General features: G+C 50.4%; 17 protein-coding genes. 5 read left to right on the top strand and 12 right to left on the bottom strand.

Annotated features, from left to right (window positions below):
* Positions 1-12: 12 nt before the first annotated feature.
* Together LK536_RS40520 and LK536_RS40525 are read right to left on the bottom strand one after the other, a co-directional pair.
* A complete protein-coding gene (locus tag LK536_RS40520; RefSeq protein WP_008716874.1) occupies positions 13-873 on the bottom strand; it encodes a DegV family protein in 861 nt (286 codons plus the stop codon).
* A gap of 73 nt (positions 874-946) precedes the next feature.
* On the bottom strand, positions 947-2,500 hold the full coding sequence (locus LK536_RS40525) for a helix-turn-helix domain-containing protein (protein WP_227795977.1): 1,554 nt from the start codon (positions 2,498-2,500) through the stop codon (positions 947-949).
* 287 nt (positions 2,501-2,787) lie between these two features.
* Here LK536_RS40525 and LK536_RS40530 point away from each other — a divergent pair, with 287 nt between their 5' ends.
* The gene (locus LK536_RS40530; protein ID WP_008716878.1) at positions 2,788-3,525 is read left to right on the top strand and encodes an isochorismatase family protein; all 738 of its coding nucleotides are present in this window, start codon (positions 2,788-2,790) and stop codon (positions 3,523-3,525) included.
* A 28-nt stretch (positions 3,526-3,553) separates the two neighbouring features.
* Entirely contained in the window at positions 3,554-4,954 is a 1,401-nt protein-coding gene (gene hydA, locus LK536_RS40535) for a dihydropyrimidinase (RefSeq protein ID WP_506092126.1), read from the top strand.
* A 140-nt stretch (positions 4,955-5,094) separates the two neighbouring features.
* On the opposite strand, the gene LK536_RS40540 is transcribed toward hydA, so the two are convergent.
* A complete protein-coding gene (locus tag LK536_RS40540) occupies positions 5,095-5,463 on the bottom strand; it encodes a RidA family protein (protein WP_008716881.1) in 369 nt (122 codons plus the stop codon).
* Positions 5,464-5,691: 228 nt separating this feature from the next.
* Between LK536_RS40540 and LK536_RS40545 the strand changes: the two genes are divergently transcribed.
* Entirely contained in the window at positions 5,692-6,288 is a 597-nt protein-coding gene (locus LK536_RS40545; RefSeq protein WP_227795976.1) for a prolyl-tRNA synthetase associated domain-containing protein, read from the top strand.
* Positions 6,289-7,371: 1,083 nt separating this feature from the next.
* Entirely contained in the window at positions 7,372-8,034 is a 663-nt protein-coding gene (locus tag LK536_RS40550) for a stalk domain-containing protein (protein WP_227795975.1), read from the top strand.
* 140 nt (positions 8,035-8,174) lie between these two features.
* Here the strand turns inward: LK536_RS40550 and LK536_RS40555 are convergent, their stop codons facing one another.
* The 5 genes from LK536_RS40555 to LK536_RS40575 all read right to left on the bottom strand — a co-directional run bounded on the left by LK536_RS40555 (position 8,175) and on the right by LK536_RS40575 (position 15,229).
* Entirely contained in the window at positions 8,175-9,485 is a 1,311-nt protein-coding gene (locus LK536_RS40555) for a HAMP domain-containing sensor histidine kinase (protein ID WP_227795974.1), read from the bottom strand.
* Positions 9,478-10,209 carry a response regulator transcription factor gene (locus LK536_RS40560; RefSeq protein WP_120057931.1) on the bottom strand — a complete coding sequence of 244 codons (732 nt, stop codon included), beginning with the start codon at positions 10,207-10,209 and terminating at the stop codon, positions 9,478-9,480. Before LK536_RS40560 ends, LK536_RS40555 begins: the two co-directional genes overlap by 8 nt.
* A 129-nt stretch (positions 10,210-10,338) precedes the next feature.
* Positions 10,339-11,715 (bottom strand): ABC transporter permease, encoded by a 1,377-nt coding sequence (locus LK536_RS40565; protein WP_227795973.1) that lies wholly within the window; start codon positions 11,713-11,715, stop codon positions 10,339-10,341.
* Positions 11,712-14,498 (bottom strand): hypothetical protein, encoded by a 2,787-nt coding sequence (locus LK536_RS40570; protein ID WP_227795972.1) that lies wholly within the window; start codon positions 14,496-14,498, stop codon positions 11,712-11,714. The genes LK536_RS40565 and LK536_RS40570 overlap by 4 nt, the downstream gene beginning before the upstream one ends.
* 29 nt (positions 14,499-14,527) lie before the next feature.
* On the bottom strand, positions 14,528-15,229 hold the full coding sequence (locus LK536_RS40575; RefSeq protein WP_227796038.1) for an ABC transporter ATP-binding protein: 702 nt from the start codon (positions 15,227-15,229) through the stop codon (positions 14,528-14,530).
* A gap of 189 nt (positions 15,230-15,418) precedes the next feature.
* On the opposite strand from LK536_RS40575, the gene LK536_RS40580 reads away from it, so the two are divergent.
* Entirely contained in the window at positions 15,419-15,952 is a 534-nt protein-coding gene (locus tag LK536_RS40580; protein WP_227795971.1) for a hypothetical protein, read from the top strand.
* Between the two features lie 522 nt (positions 15,953-16,474).
* On the opposite strand, the gene LK536_RS40585 is transcribed toward LK536_RS40580, so the two are convergent.
* From LK536_RS40585 to LK536_RS40600, 4 genes are read right to left on the bottom strand one after another with little or no spacing between them, the layout of a single operon-like run.
* A complete protein-coding gene (locus LK536_RS40585) occupies positions 16,475-16,711 on the bottom strand; it encodes a putative Se/S carrier protein (protein ID WP_008716910.1) in 237 nt (78 codons plus the stop codon).
* A 40-nt stretch (positions 16,712-16,751) separates the two neighbouring features.
* Entirely contained in the window at positions 16,752-16,961 is a 210-nt protein-coding gene (locus LK536_RS40590) for a sulfurtransferase TusA family protein (protein WP_025486958.1), read from the bottom strand.
* Between the two features lie 16 nt (positions 16,962-16,977).
* Positions 16,978-18,069: a YedE family putative selenium transporter gene (gene yedE / locus LK536_RS40595; RefSeq protein ID WP_227795970.1), complete on the bottom strand. Its 1,092-nt coding sequence runs from the start codon at positions 18,067-18,069 to the stop codon at positions 16,978-16,980.
* A gap of 34 nt (positions 18,070-18,103) precedes the next feature.
* Positions 18,104-19,246 (bottom strand): aminotransferase class V-fold PLP-dependent enzyme, encoded by a 1,143-nt coding sequence (locus LK536_RS40600; RefSeq protein ID WP_227795969.1) that lies wholly within the window; start codon positions 19,244-19,246, stop codon positions 18,104-18,106.
* Positions 19,247-19,263 lie beyond the last annotated feature (17 nt).

Consider the following 19,263-nt stretch of genomic DNA (forward strand, 5'->3'; position numbering starts at 1 on the left):
AAACCTCTTACGTCAAATTGCCAGGATGATTCCTCCGTCATTGGCATATACAGTGGCTACCCCGGCCGCGGTTGTAACCAGAACGTCTTTAAACTGCCCTCTCTTCATCAGCTCTGTCCTTGTATACTCTGCCCGCTCCGCGTTGTTCACATGGCAGACCACCGCCACCTTATCCTTTGTATCTCCTGCTTCTTTTACCGCGATATCGCACATGCGCTGGAGCGCCTTGTTGATTCCCCTGGCCTGGTCCAGCTTGATGATGACGCCTGCATCGGCGCCCATGACCGGCTTGATATTAAGTGCGGTTGCAAAAAATGCCTGCAGCCCTGAAAGCCTTCCGTTCTTGCGCAGTGTATCCAGGCTCTCCAGGACAAAGTAGGTATGCATCCTGTCCCTGAACGCAAGGGCTTTCTCAAGGACCTGGTCAAATTCCAGCCCGGCTTCACACAGGCTCTGGATGAACAGACCAATATTAAGCTCGCCTGAGGACGCGGATAATGAGTCGATGACGGCTACCTGCTTTTTCTGGGCCTGTTCGCCCTTTTCCGCCTGCTCTTCCTCATACAGCTTCTTGGCCAGCGCCGCTGAATTATAACTGCCGCTCAGATGTCCTGACAGGGTGATTACAAATACTCCCTCTGCATCCGCCGCCTCATACGCTTCCTTAAATGTCTCCGGCGAAGGGCATGCTGTCTTCGGGCATTCCGGGCAGGCCTTTACCATATCTATGAATTTCTTCTGGTCAAATGTCTCATCATCCACCACGGTTGCATTACCGACCTGCAGTGTAAGCGGTATCATCTGGAATCTGGAATCCTTCTTTAACTCATCTGTCAAATCAAGACAGCTGTCTCCAATAATTTTGTAGGTCATACAAAAGTCCTCCGGTTTCTTATCCATGCTTTTAACATGTAGTATTGATTACTACTTATTATAACAGTATGCATTATAAAATGCAATCCTTAATGTAGGCAATCAATGACCGAAGGACAGACAGCACGGCATCCCTGTCCTTGCGGGCAGGAGGGACCCTGCGCCATGCCTGTTCCAGGGTGATATAGGCTGCACCGGATAGTGTGGACTCCCGGCAGACCCTGAACCCCTGTGCATCCATCTGGACCATCCATGAGGTGCCGTGGCACCAGCAGTTTATATCAGGCAGGCAGATATCGTCCGTCCTGTCTGCAAGAAACAGCCGGTAGGAGGGGAATTGTTCCATGCGCCCAGCTAATTCCTCCAGTCCCCTGGCATAGTGAAACGGGGAAATAACCACCTGGCGGCCGCAGATAAGCGACAGGCTGGTGCTTACAAAACGTGTGCGGATACGGCATTTCATCTCATCCAGCTGCAGGATCTGGATGATTTCCTCCCCGGTTCCCGGCAGATGGTTTTCCTCTGGATCTCCTCCCGGAGGCTGGCCTACCGGCAGACTCCCACCCGCCGGCTGGCATCCCGTCAATTGCCCTTCCGTCATCCGGCGCAGGAACCGGTTCACCTGCCTGCACCGCAGTGCGGCAAGCCCTGATACCCCATTTTCCTGAAGGATGTCATCCATCAGGTTTTCCCCCACTGTCATGAATGCAGGCGCGGGAAGATAGGATAAAAGCTTTTCCCCTTCCCGGGCAAGGCCGTCCAGGCCGCTGATTGATTCATGTTCCATATCAATGGTAAGCTCCGTGAACATGGGGCGGCAGCTGGCCAGCACCATATGGAACACGTTCCTGTGCTGGAGGATGGAATATGCGTCCGTATAGACCGTGGTGGAGGTCTGGTCCGTGGCCATTGACATCCCGGTGACACTCATTGCATGTTCCAGGATGAAAAAGGAAAACCAGTATATATTTTCGTCATAATACTGATGATAATACCAGTGTGCATTGCGATGGAACATAAGAGGGCTGCACAGCTGGAAAAACGATACGAACCCGTCAACGGAAACAGAAAAATGCAACGCGGCCCGGAAGGTGAATCCCCGGTCTAAAAGCTTAAGCATCCGCCTGACCCAGGTCCTGGCAAAATCCATATCCTCCAGCAGCCAACGGCTCTGTTCCGAATCCACATATAGCATTTCCCCCGGATGTTCCATGGCCTCGGCCACATCCAAAAGGTCGGATATTGCCTGCCGCCTTCCTTCCGTGCTGGTATAGACAGCTATCTCCGCCGTGCACACTGCCTCTGTCCGCAGGGTAAATGCCCTGGGTACCGTAAAATGGCGGTCAGTCAGGACCCGCCTTAAAAGGACGGCCTCATCCATTGGCGCCGCCTCGTCCTCCAGTGGGATCAGGGAGCGCAGGGCATCGCACAGGGCTGTCCTGTCCTGCTCCAGAAGCATTTCACAGATATCCTCAAAATACACGGACTTTACATTCAGGCGGCGGTTTCCGCTGCGCCATTTGCTGACCAGGCTGGCATCCACATGAAGCCTGCGCGCCAGGCCTGCCGTGGAAAGCCCCAGCCTGTCCATAAGATAGCCCAGGGTAGACAGTTTTTTCTCAGTCATGGTAATCTCCTCCTCATGATATTCCTGTTTTTACATGGCAGGCAGCTGTCACGGTACACGGTCTGACAAAAGGCCTGAATCCCTTTCCAAATGAATCTGACATTGTTATACTATAGGCATGACAGCGATATGCACAAAAATATAATTATATTTCGGGCATAATTAGTTATTTTTATTTTTTGTGTGCCTGGTCCGGAACAGGCTTCGCACCAGTCATAGGTTAAAAGCCATAGTCTAAAAAATAAGTGTCAATAATATGCGTTCAAAAGGAAAGGAGTACATACTTCATGGCAGAAAACAAGGATTATAAGTTTGTGGACCATTATGAGTTTGATGAGGAACTTCTTAAAAAGGCATTTGCTGAGGCACGTAAAATCTATAAAGAGCGTGGTTTCATGCGCAAGATGGGTTTTGGAAAGGCTCCCGCCATCACCACCGTGGACATGGCAAGGGCATGGATGAGTGAAGGCCATCCATTTACCTGCGACCACTCCGAAGAGGTCTGTGCCAATGCCCTGAAGGTGCTGGAAGCCGGACGTAAGTCTGGTGTACCCATTTTCCATACAACCACGGGATATATCGGCAAGCAGCAGTGGGACCTTCCCCGCTGGGATGAGAAAATCCCCATGAGCGCCCTGGACATCAACTCCGAATGGCTGGAAATCGACCCTAAACTGAAACCGCTTCCCGAGGAGCCTGTCATCCATAAGAAATACGCCTCTAATTTCTTCGGGACCCACCTTGCCCAGACACTTAACTTCCTGGGCGTGGACACCTTGATTGTCATGGGAGCAACCTCCTGTGCCTGTGTACGCCATACGGTCATGGATTCCACCGGCTATGGATTTAAGACCATTGTACCGGAAGGCACTGTGGGCGACCGTGTTCCCGGCGTCATTGAGTGGAACCTGTTTGATATGGAGGCAAAATTCGCGGACGTGGTTCCTGTTGACGAGGTTGTCAGGTATCTGGAGGGAATCGATTCCAGCGTATACACCAAACACGAAAGGTCCTTGGACCAGTAATGATTGATTCCTGGCGTATCATGCATCCATGAAAGGAGTTAACATGAGCCTTCTGATTAAAAATGGAACCATTGTCACAGCTACCAGCGAATTCACAGGCGACCTCTACATTGAGGGAGAAACCATCCGGCAGATTGGATTCAATCTGAAGGTGGATGCGGACCGGATTGTGGATGCCACAGGCAGATACATACTGCCGGGAGGCGTGGACGAACATGTCCACTACGGCTCCTTTGGAGGGCGGCTTTTTGAGACCGCCGAGGCAGCGGCCGTGGGCGGGACCACAACCATTGTGGACTTTGCGCCGCAGGAAAAGGATGTGCCCCTTTTAGACGCCATCCGCCGCCAGGCCGCCAAGGCGGAACATATCTCCTCTGTGGATTTTGCATTTCATGCAGTCATCATGGACCCCAAGGAATCTGTTTTTGAGGAAGTCAGGCATCTGCCCGAGGTGGGCGTGGCCACACTGAAACTGTTCATGGCATACAAAGGCACTTCTTTTTACTGCGACGACGAGGCAATCCTAAACGCCATGATGCGGGCCAAAGAGGCCGGTGTCACCATGATGGTCCATGCGGAAAATGCAGATATCATCACCATCCTGACGAACCATTATTTAAGCCAGGGCAAGACCGCCCCGGTCTACCACTATCATGCCCGTCCCCCCATTGCGGAGGAAGAGGCAACCGGCCGTGCAATCGCACTGGCCAAGGCGGCTGACTGTCCGCTTTTCGTGGTCCATGTAAGCGCCAAGGAAGCCATGGAAGCAATCCGTGAAGCACACAGCCAGGGCTGGCCCATCTTTGGAGAAACCTGTACCCATTATCTGACCCTTACCACTGATTATCTTGACAAGCCTGGCTTTGAGGGAGCCAAGTACATATGCTCGCCGCCGCTCAGGCCCCAGGAGCACGTGGATGCCATGTGGCATGCCGTGCGGGAAGGCTGGCTTACCGCCGTGGGTTCTGACCATTGTGCCCTGGACGGCGGTTACGAGGGGGCCAAGAAAAAGGGAACCAATTTCTCCAATGTCCCCAATGGCTGCCCCGGCGTCCAGGACCGTCTGGCCCTGCTGTGGACCTATGGTGTGTGCACGGGAAAAATCACACGGCAGAAATTCGTGGAATTATTTGCAACCAATCCCGCCAAGGTGGTGGGGCTTCCCGGCAAAGGCGGGCTGCGGGTGGGGGCTGACGCGGACATTGTCATCTTCGACCCAGACTGGAAAGGCGTCATCACCAACAAGGACAGCCTTCATGGAATTGATTATGAGCCATTTGAAGGATTCGAGATTCAGGGCCGTCCTGAGCAGGTTTATCTGCGCGGCAGGCTGGTAGCCCAAAAAGGTGTGTTCGTAGGCGAACGCGGCAAGGGACAATGGCAGAAATGCCGGCCCTACGGCCTGTGCTACGATTATTATCACAAATAACTGACCCCTGCATAGTATCCATATGCCAAAATAGGGTGTTGCAAAAGGCGGCCCTTCCACACTGCGCATGATCTGCTGTTTAGCAGGTACTGATTCCGCGGTGGAGGCTGCCATCCTGCAACACCCCATTTTATTTGACATTACTTTACTGCAATGGCTTCAATCTCGCAGAGCACGCCCTTGGGCAATGTCTTCACAGCCACACAGCTCCTGGCCGGCTTGGACACAAAATAGGATGCATACACCTGGTTAAATACTGCGAAGTCATCCATGTCCGCCAGGAAACAGGTGGTCTTGAATACCTTGTCAAACCCGCTGCCCGCTGCTTCCAGGATAGCGCCCACGTTCCTGCAGCTCTGTCCTGCCTGCGCCTCGATTCCCTGAGGGATGGTGCCGTCAGCCGGATCCACGGGAATCTGGCCCGATGTATAAACCAGGCCGTTCACCTCAAAGCCCTGGGAATATGGTCCGATTGCTCCGGGCGCCTTCTCTGTACTGATGATGTCCATGTTAAAATACCTCCTCCTGCATTTTATGTTATCGCGTTCACATTCAACTGTATTCAGTATAGCAGATATGCCGCCTGACTGCAAGAACAATTGGAAATACACTGTTTTTTCCTCTGTTTTTTATGGACATCCACTTTCTCCGGTGCTATAATGATACTGATTTTTGCGTCCTTACATTCAACTGAAATAACCAATCATCAATTAATCCATATAATAAGAGGTGCAGAAATGTCAGATACGAATAAAGCCGCGGAATCCCTTCCGCTTTACCACATTGACCATACATTATACCAGGGCCGCCCGGCTGACCTTACAGGCCGTCTGGAGAAAGAAATCCGTGCATATGACCTGCTGGATTCCCTTGGTGTGCCTTATACCAGGGTGGACCATGACGCCCTTCCCACCATCGAAGCATGTCTCAAAGTGGACCAGCTTCTGGGCGCTGAAATCTGCAAGAACCTGTTCCTGCGCAATGCGCAGAAAACCGATTTCTACCTGCTTCTCATGCCCGGGAATAAAAAGTTCAAGACCGCAGTGCTTTCCAAACAGATTGGAAGCGCCCGCCTTTCCTTTGGGGAACCTGATTTCATGGAACAGTTCATGGACCTTACACCTGGCTCCGTCACGGTTCTGGGCCTGATGAACGATAAGGAAAACCGGGTACGGCTGCTGATTGACAAGGACGTGCTGGACAGCGAATTCTTTGGCTGCCATCCCTGTATGAATACGTCCAGCATTTTGCTGCGCACCAGGGATTTGATTGATAAAATACTGCCTGCCATGGGGCATCCCTATACAGTTGTGGATCTGCCGTATGCGGAGTGAGGGCAGGATTCCTTATTTACAAAAAAACAACCATCCCTTTTTGGAGACTGGTTGTCTATAGTCTGAAGCTTGCCCTATCCAAGGGCTTTTTGATATTCATTCCTTCAGATAAACAGTTAACATAGCAGAACTGTTTATCTGAAGGCCAAGTATATCTTAACTTATGGGGTAAGGCCTTTTAATCCATATTAAATCACTTTTTTTTGACGAAATAATTATATAAAAGTAATGCCACTAATATGGCCGGTGAAAATAAAATAATGTTAATAAGAACCTGAAGGAATTTTCCTACAATGATAGTCCAAAGAAATTGTATTCCCATATAAAGTGGTCCTTTCACTTTTCTTTATCAATATCACATATCGTAATTCAAATAGCACTGTATCTTGTTATAATTTTCCTGGTTATCCACAAAACTTATTGTTTGTGTGAAATATACGTTTGCCGCCAGTCCATTAACTAGAAATCCAACATATCCAGTAGTATCATACCATATATCTGCATATACAACATTTGTCGTTGCGGAGGTTTTATCAACAGTACAATACTGAGCCGGAATAGCTGATACACTTCCATCATATGCGGAAAACCTAATAAATCCACCTGGAGCAAAAATCCCTATTCTTTTACATTTACAGATTTATCATCGTAACCACTCCTTTACATATAAAGATTAATTCTTAAGAAAATATATTTTGTATTACATTTATCTCAACTATCGGTCACCTAAACGATTGCTTTTGCATTGTATAAAATCATATCATGCTATCGTAGTATTATATCATAGAAATAAAAATTAAAAAAGATGAGTCCTCAATAATACAGAATAACGAACAGCATATATTCATTGCATGGCTAAATCATTGAAAACTAAAGCATGGACATTCCCCGTTTATTTATATTATTCGCATCTCATACATCCAAACAACCCATTCATTGGAACACTCCCCTTTTCCTTTAGCATACCCCAATTATGAAGTTGTTTATAATTATATTTACCTATACGATAAAGCCGATTCCATCTCAAGGCATTTTTGTTAATTTCCCAAGAGCTAAGTCCCTGATTTACTCTTACGAGGAAGTGTGATAGAATGGAACATAGGATATACGAAATCAGATGTCGGAGGATTGGATATGAAAAAATTAGATATTAAGAGTCTGGCAATAGGATTTATCATTGGGACAGTGGGAATAACCACTGCTTTTGCGGCAAACGGCATTAAGTCAGCAGATTTAAGTACTGCCAAGGTAACACTGGACGGGGCTGCTGTCCCGCTCACTAAACCTTTAGTTGCGGTTACAGCGGATAATGAGACGGACCCAAGCCTTTACATGCCTGTCAGTGAATTACTTGAATATCTTGGATATACCGTAACATGGGATGGGACGAAGGATACGGTCCATTTAGTTTCCAACGGCAGCCGCCCTCACGAAATAATCGGCAATGTTGTTACCGATGGAAATACCGTCATGAATCTAAGCAATAAAAATGCCTTTAATATATCCGAGTCAGGTTCATTCCAAGCTGAAGACAATCAGGTCTTAACCTTAAATATCACATCCACCATTAAAGGCGGGTCCGTTGATTTATTTTTATTCGACCCCAATAATAAAGAACAGAGGATTACAATCGGTTCTGCGGATGCAGCAAAGGAGATTGCCTTATCAAAAGGCATCTGGCAGTATAATTGCAGCGGGATGTTTAACGAGGGCGGGAACATAAGGATTGTAGGAACAGTTAAGTAACCACACCGGAATCATGTGATACGGACGAAACGGAACATCAGCAACGCCAAGGGGCCGGAAAAACGGAGTTAATCAAACTTCATTTTTCCGGCCCCTTTTGGCAGTGATGACTGTGCACGGATTTTCAGGAAAACAAGGCATCAGGAAATGATGAGTGGAAAGCTTATCCGTGTCAGGAAAAAGCCGTCCTCCTGTCCGATATAAAAACTCCCGCCATGGTCCTCGATGATTTTTGCGCAGGTCTTAAGGCCGATTCCTGTGCTTTCCTTTACATCTGCATCCCCTGCCACATAGTTGCCGAAACAGATGATAAGACAATCTTCCCGCTGTTCATAGGATACGGTTACCGGGCGGTTCCTGTCCGCGTATTTTAACAGATTGGAAAAAATATTTCCGAATACCCGGCGGCACAGATTGATGTCCGCCAAAAGCCTGCAATTGATTTCATCGGAACTGCGCCTGATGTCAAAGCCCTCGCTCTCCATGTCAAAAAGACTCTCTTCCACAATCTGGCCCAGGAATTCAGCTCCATTGACCTCTTCTTTCTCAAGCTCCTCCCGTTCCCTTCCGTACACAATGAAATACTCAAACAATTTATCGGAAAGCTCCTTAATCTGGTATGCCTTTTCCCGGATGGAATTCAGATACTTTTTCTGCTGCCCGCCATCCCCCTCCTTTCCCATCTGGAGTATGTCCACATAACCTAACAGGGAAGTCAGGGGGGTGCGCAGGTCATGGGACATGGCGGTGACAAGTTCGCGGTTCGCCTTTCCCGCTTCCTCCTCCTTCTGCTGCCGTTCCTTGATGGCACAGCGCATGGCATCGATTTCCGATGCCAGGGAGGCAAGCTCATCCTTTCCCTTCACCGTAATCCGGTAATCCAGGTCCCCTCCTTTCAGTATCTGTATCTCCTGTTCCATCAAATCTATGTACCTGATTTTCCCGCGGATCAGCATGACCAGTATCAGGGCAAACGCTGTCATGGATATCACGCCGCCCAGCACACTGGCAGCGGCATAGTAGCCGTACTCCACATAATAGCTGACTCCTGCCTGGGCTGTCCCGTCTGTAAATTGCACTTCATAGAGCCATGAAGTATCTTCCCATTCATTCATTTCCGGGACCATCACCATCACCTTGGCGTCATTGCTGTAACGGAACCTGCCGTCTTTATAGATGGTAATGAGAAGGTTCTTCTCGCCTGACGCCCACTTGTCCAGCATCTTACTGTCATCCGTGGACAGTCCATTCCCTGTCACATATGCCTGGAGCCGTCCCACACATGCCTGCTCCCTCATGATCATTCTGGTTTCACTGAAACAAACCCGGTCCAGTATGCCAAATAGCACTGTATTAAGGGCCATATACAGGGCCAGTGAAACAAGGGCCGACGCCACTGCCGCCATGGTAAGCTCTGTCCCCAGCCTGCTGAAACTTCTTCTTTTACTCAATGCGGTACCCCTTTCCCCATACATTGACAATATATTTGGGATTCTTCGGATCTGCCTCAAGTTTCTTTCGAAGATTCCTGATATGGACCATCACCGTATTATTGGCGCTGTAATAATAGGCTTCCCCCCAGACGCTCTCATAGATGTTCTCAATGGTAAACAGTTTGCCCCGGTTGGACGCCAGCAGTAAAAGGATACGGTATTCCAGGTCCGTGAGAAGAATCTCCCCGCCATTTTTCATGACCTCGTTAAATGATTTCTGAATCACCAGATCCTTAACAGCTATGGATTCCTCTCCGTCCTCCTCCTTTCCTTTATATACATGATACCGGCGTATCATGGCCTTTACCCTGGCCGCCAGCTCCGCATAGGAAAATGGTTTGGAAAGATAGTCGTCACCGCCTGCCCCGAATCCCATGGTCTTGTCAGAATCCTGGGTGCGGGCCGTAAGGAACAGGATGGGGGTGTTTAACCTTCTGCGTATCTCTGCGCAGGCTGAGAATCCATTACGTCCCGGCATCATCACATCCAGTATGATCAGGTCGAATGTATCGTCTGCCATGGACGCCGCCTGCTCCCCGTTCTCTGCCTCCACAACCTGGTATCCCTCGCTCTCCAGCAGGATCCTCACTACCTCGCGTATCTCCGGATCGTCATCTGCAAATAAAATCTTCCGCTTGTCCAACCTGACACCTCTCTTCATGATTGCATGTTTTTGTTCCATATCCCTGCCATGGATATCCCAGCATGGTAAAACTATTTTCTATTATATCTCAGATGCCCTGTCTCTTCCACCAAAACAGTCAGATATATACAGCTGTTTCCATTCCTTCTGTCCAGCCGTTCCCTCCTGTCAGTCATGTTTGATTGCCTCCAGCGCCGAAATCCTTACTGCTTTGCCGGCCGGGTAATAACCTGCCCCCACGCCGACCGCAATGGAAAACAGGATTGCAAACAGGGACAGCCACCAAGGTATCACGGACAGCCTGGAGGGGGCGCCCGCCATGCCCGCGTCCATGACAAGTCCCATGTCCATGGCTGAGGATGACATGCCTCCCGATGTCATATTCATGATGAAAGATATGGCATAACTGAATACAGTCCCTGTCACTCCTCCTAAAAACCCGATAAAGCCTGCTTCCAGCAGGAATATCTTCCTTATGTCCCTGACAAAACACCCCAGAGACTTCATGACACCGATTTCCCTGGTCCGCTCAGATATGGACATGATCATGGTGTTGGTGATTCCCAGGGCTGCCACGAACAGGGAAATCGCTCCCAGGCCGCCCAGCATCATCTGCTTCTGCCTGGCCTCCTGTTCCATGGGCTTGCGGATGGTCTCCATGGAGCTGGTCCTAAATCCCATGCGTTTTATTTCCATCTCCACCTCTGCCACCTGATTCATATCCTTAACCTTCACCAAAGCACCTGAATACCCTTTTTTCCACTCCGGCTTCTTACCGCTCAGCTTAGCCTGCTGGTCCAGTAAGGTCTTAAGCATTTCCAGGTCCATGACAAGTCCCATGGATGTCTCCTCCCCTTTTCCGAAATCCTCCTTCATTCTACCCGCGGCTTCCAGCTGGCGCGTGATTTTCTTATCATCCTCCTTATCGCTGCTGATATCCAGTGTATAGGATGTTTTCAAAGGGTCAAAATATGGCTGGGGCTTTACGGGCATTCCCCTTTCATCCAGGTTATCATATCCGCTGTACATATCAACTGTATTCCTGCCAGGGGGCCTCTTGGTGTCCTCAAACATATAGGCAAAATTCTCCCCCACAAAGACACCGTCCCTTCCCGCCTTGTCCCACGCCCCTTCTGTCAGCTTATATCCCATTGATTCAGCCGCCTTCACGTCAATGCCCACAATGGTGGCGTAAGTGGATCTGTAACGCCGGTTCCTACCCGCATACAGGGTCAGGGGTATATTTTCCGCTGTTAGTTTTGGGGTGGCTGCTTCCACCGACTCCATTTCCTTTAAACGCCGGATTGCCTTGTTATCCAGCTTTGCCGAACGGCCCCCTTTACCCGCCGGATATACGTTGATGATGGTAAGGTCCCCCATCTGGGCCAGCATGCTCTTCTGCGCCTCCTTCATTCCGATTCCAATGGATATCATGATGACCACGGAGCAGCAGCCTATGATGACTCCCAATACGGTGAGAAAGGTCCTGCTCTTGTGGCGGGTCAGGTTCTGGATACATATGGTGAGTAAGTCCTTTGTTTTCATGATCTGTCTTCCTCGTTTTCTGTAAGCCGGTTTCCAGACCGGGCGTCCTCCGGTTCATCCCAGCTATCCCGGATCTGGCTGTCCTCTGATCCGTCCCAGCCGTCCTGTTCCTGGACGGCCTTCACACCATCCCAGTCAGTCTGTTCCCGGCTGCCCTCTTCTTCATCCCAGCCATCCTGTTCCCGGCTGCCCTCTTCTTCATCCCAGCCAGCCTCTCCCTGGCTGTCCTCTTCTTCATCCCAGCCAGCCTGTTTCCGGCTGCCCTCTTCTTCATTCCAGCCAGCCTCTCCCTGGCTGCCCTCTTCTTCATCCCAGCCAGCCTGTTCCCGGCTGCCCTCTTCTTCATTCCAGCCAGCCTGTCCCTGGCTATCCTCTTCTTCATCCCAGCCATCCTCTCCCTGGCTGTCTTCCAACATATCCCATTCAGTCTGTCCCTGGCTCCTGTTCCGGGCATTCAATCCCCTGGATTTTTTCCTCTTTATCCACAGAATCCCTGCAAGCAGCACCGCGGTAAGAATAACCGCCGGCAATTTCCAGTCTGGTTTTCTTCCTCCGTCCATTTCCCCATCCATCATATCAGGGCCAGCCGTTTCCTCGGCAGCACCTTCCTTTACCTCGAATGTCACAGGAATCTCCATTGTCCTTACCTCCATGGACTCATCCTCATATGTCACCTTTACCTTGCCCTCAAAGGTTCCTGCTTTTTTCGGGGTTGCGATGAAATCAATGGTCCCGCTCTTTCCTGCATCAAAATTCCCCAGGTTCAGGCTTCTGTCAATAACCTGGATGTCGCCTTCCAGACTGGCCTCCACATTGTACACCTGCCCCCTGCCCTTGTTCACATAAGGAAGGGAGATGGTGGTCTCCTCATTCTGGCGGATTTCTTCCACAAAAGAAGGCGGACTTACCTGGAACCGGTCAGGCTGGTAAACCGGTACTGCAATGGTTTCAGTAGCAGTGGACTGCTTTCTCTCCGTCTTATCAATATACTCATATTTACACGATATGGTTATCTTAGGGGACTGTATTTTGGAATCTTTTGTCTGGAACAATGCCTGGACATCCACCTGCTGATTTTTTCTCTCCCCCGGCCCCATCTTTGGAACATAAAACGTGTTGGAGGATGAATTAATGGATAGCCCTTCCCCTGTTTCCAGGGAAATGACCACATTTTCAATGGGCGAACCCTGGCTGGTATTCATGAATTCCATGTTCAGATGAAACACCTGCCCTGCTGAGACTTTATCTCCATATGTATAATTAGTCAGTATGATATTAGGTGTGGGGGCTCCCGGTATGGTTGTCCTGCCATTGGTAGGCACCACAATCCTCTCAGAGTATGTGCCCTGGACCGTTCCCTTATCTGTATCATAGTCAAACTTCAATGTAACTCCCAAAAGCTGGGATGCAGCGGATGACAGCTCGGAGCCTGCCTTAAGGTTCACGGGCACATCCACGGACTGCCCCGGGCCTATATCCCCTATCTGCCGTGTATCCGTTGCCTCCAAAAGGGATATCTGGTCATTTGGTTCAAAGGTAGCTGTAAGATTCCGGATACCTTTGGCTGTGTCGGTATTTTCCATCTTTAAAAGGATCTGGAACGGCTGGCCGGAATTAACCGGACCCATGGGGCCTCTGTCTATCCGCAGTATGGGCTGGCCTGTGGCCGTGCCTCCTTTTACAGGCAGAAGAACCTTCTGGGCAGAGGTGGCCGGCGTCAGTTGTCCTCCTGAATAGTAGTTGTATTTTAATTCTAAATCAATGAGCTGGCTGGGGCCGGATATATCCTGTCCCGCAATCAGGTTGAATTTGACGTTTTCAGTCCTTCCCGTGTCCAGGCGGCTGACGATTCTGGCGTTGGTATCATCGCCAATGAACAGGGAGGTTCCCGGTGATACGTTTACCACCATATCCTCGATATCCGCATCTTTGCTGGTGTTCTCAAGTTCCACTTCCAGGGTGAAGCGGTCTCCTGGGCCTACAGGGTTCTGCGGTGAGATTCGCCTGACCCTTATGATTGGCTGTCCTGTGGTGTTTCCTGTATCCCCGTTTTCCCTGGGAGCAGACTCCTCGCATTCCGAAATGTTCACCTCCAGCTGTTCCGGGGGGATTCCCGAACTTTTAAATCCCACCTTCAGCCTCAAGACATCTCCCTTCCCCGTGTATGTAAGCTTTGAAAATGTAACTGTAAGCTCCAGGTCATCCTCCTTATCCGATGTAATCTTTACCTTTGGATTTTCCCCATTCCGGAAGCTGTCGCTCATCTTGGTCACGGTTACCCCCCGTTTTCCCACCTCGCTTGTCTTGATTCCATTGCTTCTTAAATTGACCACCACTTTTGCCTGACGCCCTTTGCGCAGCACATCCAGGGTGTCCTTTGAACCGCCCAGTGCAAAAATATCATATCCGCCCACCCAAAGGCTGCCGCTTCCAGCTTCTCCATCGTCCGGCTTATTGGAGCCTTCCGTATTGCCGTTGTTTCCCCCGCTGCCGCCCTGGTTTTCTCCGCCCTGGCCCGCACCGCCGGAATCAGAGCCTGAACCGCCCGTCTCCCTGCCTGGCTGAAATGTTCCTGCCCCTCCGGCTTCCGTTCCTCCTGTTCCTGCCCCTCCGGCTTCCGTTCCTCCTGTCCCTGCCCCTCCGCCCCCATCCCTTCCATCTGTCCCTTCTGCGGCAATAGCTTCCCGTATTGCCAGGCTGCCCATCTCCTCCGCCATGACGCTGCCACACATTCCTATTATCAAAATAGCTGCAATCGCCACGGCCGCTGCTCTTTTTATCATTCTTTTCATTATTCCTTTCATCTCCATCGTCACTGTCCCTTCCTTTCATCTCCCGTTATGACGCCATCCACCAGCGTCACAATCCGGTCTGCATACTTGGACATACCCGGGTCATGGGTCACCAGTATGATGGTCTGGTTGAATCTTCTGGCAAATCCCATGACCATGTCCATGATCTCCGCTGTTGTCTTTGTGTCCAGATTACCGGTAGGTTCATCTGCAAACACCACCTCAGGCCTGGATACAAATGCCCTGGCAATCCCCGCCCTCTGCTGCTGTCCTCCGGACATCTGGGAGGGATAATGGTGAAGTCTGTGTGAAAGTCCTACACGTCTTAACAGATCTTCTGCCATAGCCTCACGCCGCTTCCGGTCCACTCCCTTAAACATAAGGGGCATGGCCACATTTTCAACCGCTGTCATGGACGGCAGCAGATTATAGGACTGAAAGATAAAGCTCATATGCTCCTGACGGAAGGCGGCCAGTTCCTCCTCACCCATACGGGAGATACTTTTCCCGCGGATGAACACCTGCCCTTGCGTGGGTTTCTCCATCCCGGCCAGCTGGTTCAAAAGCGTACTCTTTCCAGAACCCGACGTGCCGAAAATACAGCATACCTCTCCTTTATAGATTTTCAGATTAATCCTTTTGAGGGCTACCACTTCCTCGTCCCCCATCCGGTAAACCTTGCGCACGTTCTTAACATATATGATTGGTTTTCCATGTTCCATCATCTTGTCACTCCTCTTTTCATAGGTCTATGATAAAAAATAATCTCATGGAAATTGCATCATATAAATCTTAAGAAATCTTAATTTCACAATACTTAATTTCACAATAACCTGTATTTTGGGATGGTCTTTTGCTATAATCATTCCATGTTAAAGGATAACTGCCTGTAAAAAGAAAGAGGTGAGGGAATGAAGGGCGCGATTCTTGAAAAAGGTGAAGCAGGTCATACCTATCTGAAAAAACTGTTCCAGTCGGTTCAACATGTCCAGAAGGACTATAACTGGCTCATCACGGACTGTCAGTGTTGCACCCGGACCGAAGCCTTTTACCAGCGGATATTTCAGTATGACCGGTATGGATGGCTTTCAGGCGAAGAACTGACCTGCATGGTTGAGACGGAGGATTTCCAGTGGATCTGGGCTGTCCTCTCCGGTTTTCCCAGACATATATCCCTGGCTCAGGTGCTGGAATATGACCTGCCTTACGCTGACATGTATCCTGGATTCTGGACCAATCCTGTCTCCATCCAGCATCCCCTGGCCGAGGTGGAAATTGTTTCCTGGGACAGTTCCTGTACCCTTGTCATAAGCCGGAACCATAAGATTGTATCGGATTTCATGGATGGATTTCCGCTTAGCAGGGATTTGTCCCTGTATAATGGACAAAACGGAATATTGGATGAGACAGATGAACTGGAACACTGGCTTTTACAGCACAGATAACAGATACCCCAAATCCTTTTACGCGTTGGAATGGGCATGATGTAAGAAGGAAGCCCTGTTTCGGAAGGGGTACTGATTGTGGATAAAATCCCATTTCAGAAAAGTGTCCCCTATTGGAACATACATTTTGGTACGTACATTTGGGTACGTACATTTGGGTGCGTACATTTTAGAACATACATTTGTGAACATACAGATTGGACCACACCGGAGGAAACGGAGGGACAATCAGTTGCACCACGGGAGAACTATCATGTTTTCATCTATTTGAACCTGAAGACTACAGGAATCAATATGGAAAATCAGCAAAAATATGAACCTGGTTTTCAGAAAAAAAGTGACTTTAAAAAGGGGCATATGCTTGAATGGATTGGGAGTAAAATAAGTATTTTCATAAATGAATCCGGCAGGATGAAGCATACATGCAATCCCAGCCCATATTACGGACCATGTTTCCAGAACAGCATAAAAGCCGCCCTCCGGCGGCTTCTGTCAAATAAAACATTTTCTTACAGCATTTCCCTATATCAGGTACTCCCCCATGGTCTGATACCCCAATCCCTGCCTGCCCATGATTCCCATCATGTTTTCCCGCCATGACGGGGGCATGCTCCAGGACAGGCCGCAGCCAGCGGATATCTGCCTTGGCACCGGTATCAGGCGTCCCGGGATATCCTCTTTGCGGCAGACTGTCTCCATGGCGATGGCCTCTGCCGTTGTATGGAATGTTATGACCAGTCTCAGTTCTTTTTTCCTCATATCCTCCACCCCGTCTTCCCGGTGCCGGGCGGCGCCGGTACTACTCAATGATCAGCCTGTATCCCCGTCCGTCCGGTTCCACCGTCACCTTTTTACCCTGGCTGATTCCATATTTCCTCACGTTCTCTTTTGTATGGTTTTCGCTTACCAGGACCTGGATTGGTCCGCTGCCATGGGTTTTCAGCGCATTGGCTGTCAGAAGGACAGGTTCCGGGCAGGATAAGCCTCTTGCATCTACTTCATACGCCATAATATTGTCCCCTTTCTTATATCTGTTCTTTTCTTGGTACAAACCCGATTACAAACAGGACCGCGATACATACGATAACCGCTGCTTTTCCCGCGCCCTGAAGCCCTCCGGCCACTGCCGGGGATGTCTCTGTGGCCGCTGCTGCTGCCGCGGCTGCAAATCCAAAGTTATGGCAGCAGGCAGCCCCCACAAAAAGCCCCAGGAATGTCACTGCGGAGTCTGAGGAACCCTGCCCTGCCAGAATCAGCTGCCTTAATGGGCATCCCCCTGCCAATACCGCTGCAAACCCCACTGCATACATTCCAAGTATGTTCCACAGATGCTGGGAGTGCGCCACCGGCTGGCCGTCAAAGGACAGCCTGAAGCCTCCTGACGCCATGTTATAGATAAGCATGACCACAAAAAAACCGCCAATGATGGTAAGCAGGTCATAATTCCTCATCAGGAATAAATCCCTGAAACCGCCTGCAAAGCAGGTCCTGCAGCGCTGTGACACCATACCGAAAGCCAGACCGCCTGCAAGGGAAATCAGTACCGGAGCGTGCATACTGCCCGGTCCCTTCTCACTGACCGCCATGACTCCTGTGGCAACACTGGCAATCAAAACCACCACCAGGAAGGAGGGAAGGATGTAACCGCTGTAAGCCCTTGTCTCATAGGCGCGCCCAAGGCTGAATCCCCGCTTTAAGGCCACGGTGCCTGTGACAGTCCCAAGCCCGAAACCGACGAGGGCCACATATGCATTCAGGTCGCCAGCCGCCATCCGGATGACCATCCTCAGGGGGCATCCCAGGAATGCCAGGGAACCTATCATCATGATGACCCCCAGCAGGAACCGTATCATGGGTGAAGAACCGGCCGTGGAGCGGTATTCCCTTGTTGCCATGGATAGGATGAATGCCCCCAGCACAATGCCCACGATTTCCGGCCTCACATATTGTACAACCGCTGCCTGATGGAACTTCATGGCCCCCGCCGTATCCCGTATGAAGCAGGCAATACAGATTGCCATATTTCTGGGATTTCCCATCAGTGCCAGCAGCGCCCCAACCACTCCCAGCACTCCGCCATACATCATCAGTTTTCTTTTGGAATCAATATTACCCATAGTGTGTATCCCCCCTGTTTTTATGATTGATATCTTACATTGATCCGGCAATTTCCCTTACCGCCAGCACGGCCTGGTCCATCTCTTCCTCCGTGTTATAATAGGACATGGAAAAACGGACCGCTCCCTGCCCCACGGTTCCCAGCGCCTGGTGCATCAGGGGCGCGCAGTGGGCCCCTGCCCTGGTATAAATCCCATAATCCATTGCAAGTCCATCCGATACCTCACCCGAATCATAGTCCCGGATATTCAATGCCACCACCGGCGCGTGAAGGTCCATGTGGGAAAAATCCCCGTATACGGTGACTCCTGGGATACCCGAAACCCCTTGGTAGAAACGTCCCATCAGCATCTGCTCCCTGCCGCGGATTGTCTCCATCCCGGTTTCCTTTATAAACTCCAGGGCAGCATGAAGCCCTGCAATGCCATGCCCGTTAACCGTGCCTGCTTCCAGTGCCTCCGGCATGTCTGTGGGATGTATCTCCGAATAGCTGTGGGTCCCGCTTCCCCCTGCCATCAGAGGACGTATGGAAATGCCTTCCCGTACACATATCCCCCCAGTCCCCTGTGGGCCCATCAGGCTTTTGTGTCCGGTAAAGCAGAGCACGTCAATCCCCATCTTCTCCATGTCTATGTCAAATACCCCTGCTGTCTGGGATGCGTCCAGTATGAACACCAGGGATGCCCTCCGGCAGATTTCCCCCACCCTGGCAATATCCACCAGGTTCCCCGTAAGGTTGGATGCATGGGTGCATATGATTCCCTTTGTGTTTGCCCGGATGGCTGCCTCCATGTCCTCATACCGTATGTTTCCCAGGCTGTCGGCCCTGACAATGGTCAGTTCCACGCCATTTTCCCTCATCATGTACAGGGGCCGGAGCACGGAATTGTGTTCCAGCATGGTGGTAATCACATGGTCGCCCGGTGAAAAGATGCCCCGGACAGCCATGTTCAGGCTGGCGGTTGAGTTGGCGGTGAATGCCACCTGCAGGGGATTGCCAAGACCGAACAGTTCCGACACAAGAACCCTTGTATCATATATGGTCCTGGCAGCACCCAGGGATGCCTGATGGCTTCCCCTGCCTGAATTCCCCATATGGCGCATGGCATCGGCCACTGCCTGGATGACCGCCTCAGGCTTATGGTAAGTGGTTGCCCCATTATCCAGATAAATCATTTCCCTGTCTCCTTTCG

It is taken from the genome of Clostridium pacaense, assembly GCF_020709765.2.
Classification (GTDB): Bacteria; Bacillota; Clostridia; order Lachnospirales; family Lachnospiraceae; genus Enterocloster; species Enterocloster hominis.

Excerpts from the sequence above, each read along its gene's own strand:
- LK536_RS40525 (WP_227795977.1), bottom strand. The coding sequence starts at position 2,500 with ATGACTGAGAAAAAACTGTCTACCCTGGGCTATCTTATGGACAGGCTG.
- LK536_RS40585 (WP_008716910.1), bottom strand. The coding sequence starts at position 16,711 with ATGAGGAAAAAAGAACTGAGACTGGTCATAACATTCCATACAACGGCA.
- LK536_RS40530 (WP_008716878.1), top strand. The coding sequence starts at position 2,788 with ATGGCAGAAAACAAGGATTATAAGTTTGTGGACCATTATGAGTTTGAT.
- LK536_RS40565 (WP_227795973.1), bottom strand. The coding sequence starts at position 11,715 with ATGAAAACAAAGGACTTACTCACCATATGTATCCAGAACCTGACCCGC.
- LK536_RS40520 (WP_008716874.1), bottom strand. The coding sequence starts at position 873 with ATGACCTACAAAATTATTGGAGACAGCTGTCTTGATTTGACAGATGAG.
- LK536_RS40545 (WP_227795976.1), top strand. The coding sequence starts at position 5,692 with ATGTCAGATACGAATAAAGCCGCGGAATCCCTTCCGCTTTACCACATT.
- LK536_RS40575 (WP_227796038.1), bottom strand. The coding sequence starts at position 15,229 with ATGGAACATGGAAAACCAATCATATATGTTAAGAACGTGCGCAAGGTT.
- yedE (WP_227795970.1), bottom strand. The coding sequence starts at position 18,069 with ATGGGTAATATTGATTCCAAAAGAAAACTGATGATGTATGGCGGAGTG.
- hydA (WP_506092126.1), top strand. The coding sequence starts at position 3,554 with ATGAAAGGAGTTAACATGAGCCTTCTGATTAAAAATGGAACCATTGTC.
- LK536_RS40580 (WP_227795971.1), top strand. The coding sequence starts at position 15,419 with ATGAAGGGCGCGATTCTTGAAAAAGGTGAAGCAGGTCATACCTATCTG.
- LK536_RS40560 (WP_120057931.1), bottom strand. The coding sequence starts at position 10,209 with ATGGAACAAAAACATGCAATCATGAAGAGAGGTGTCAGGTTGGACAAG.
- LK536_RS40540 (WP_008716881.1), bottom strand. The coding sequence starts at position 5,463 with ATGGACATCATCAGTACAGAGAAGGCGCCCGGAGCAATCGGACCATAT.
- LK536_RS40590 (WP_025486958.1), bottom strand. The coding sequence starts at position 16,961 with ATGGCGTATGAAGTAGATGCAAGAGGCTTATCCTGCCCGGAACCTGTC.
- LK536_RS40600 (WP_227795969.1), bottom strand. The coding sequence starts at position 19,246 with ATGATTTATCTGGATAATGGGGCAACCACTTACCATAAGCCTGAGGCG.
- LK536_RS40570 (WP_227795972.1), bottom strand. The coding sequence starts at position 14,498 with ATGATAAAAAGAGCAGCGGCCGTGGCGATTGCAGCTATTTTGATAATA.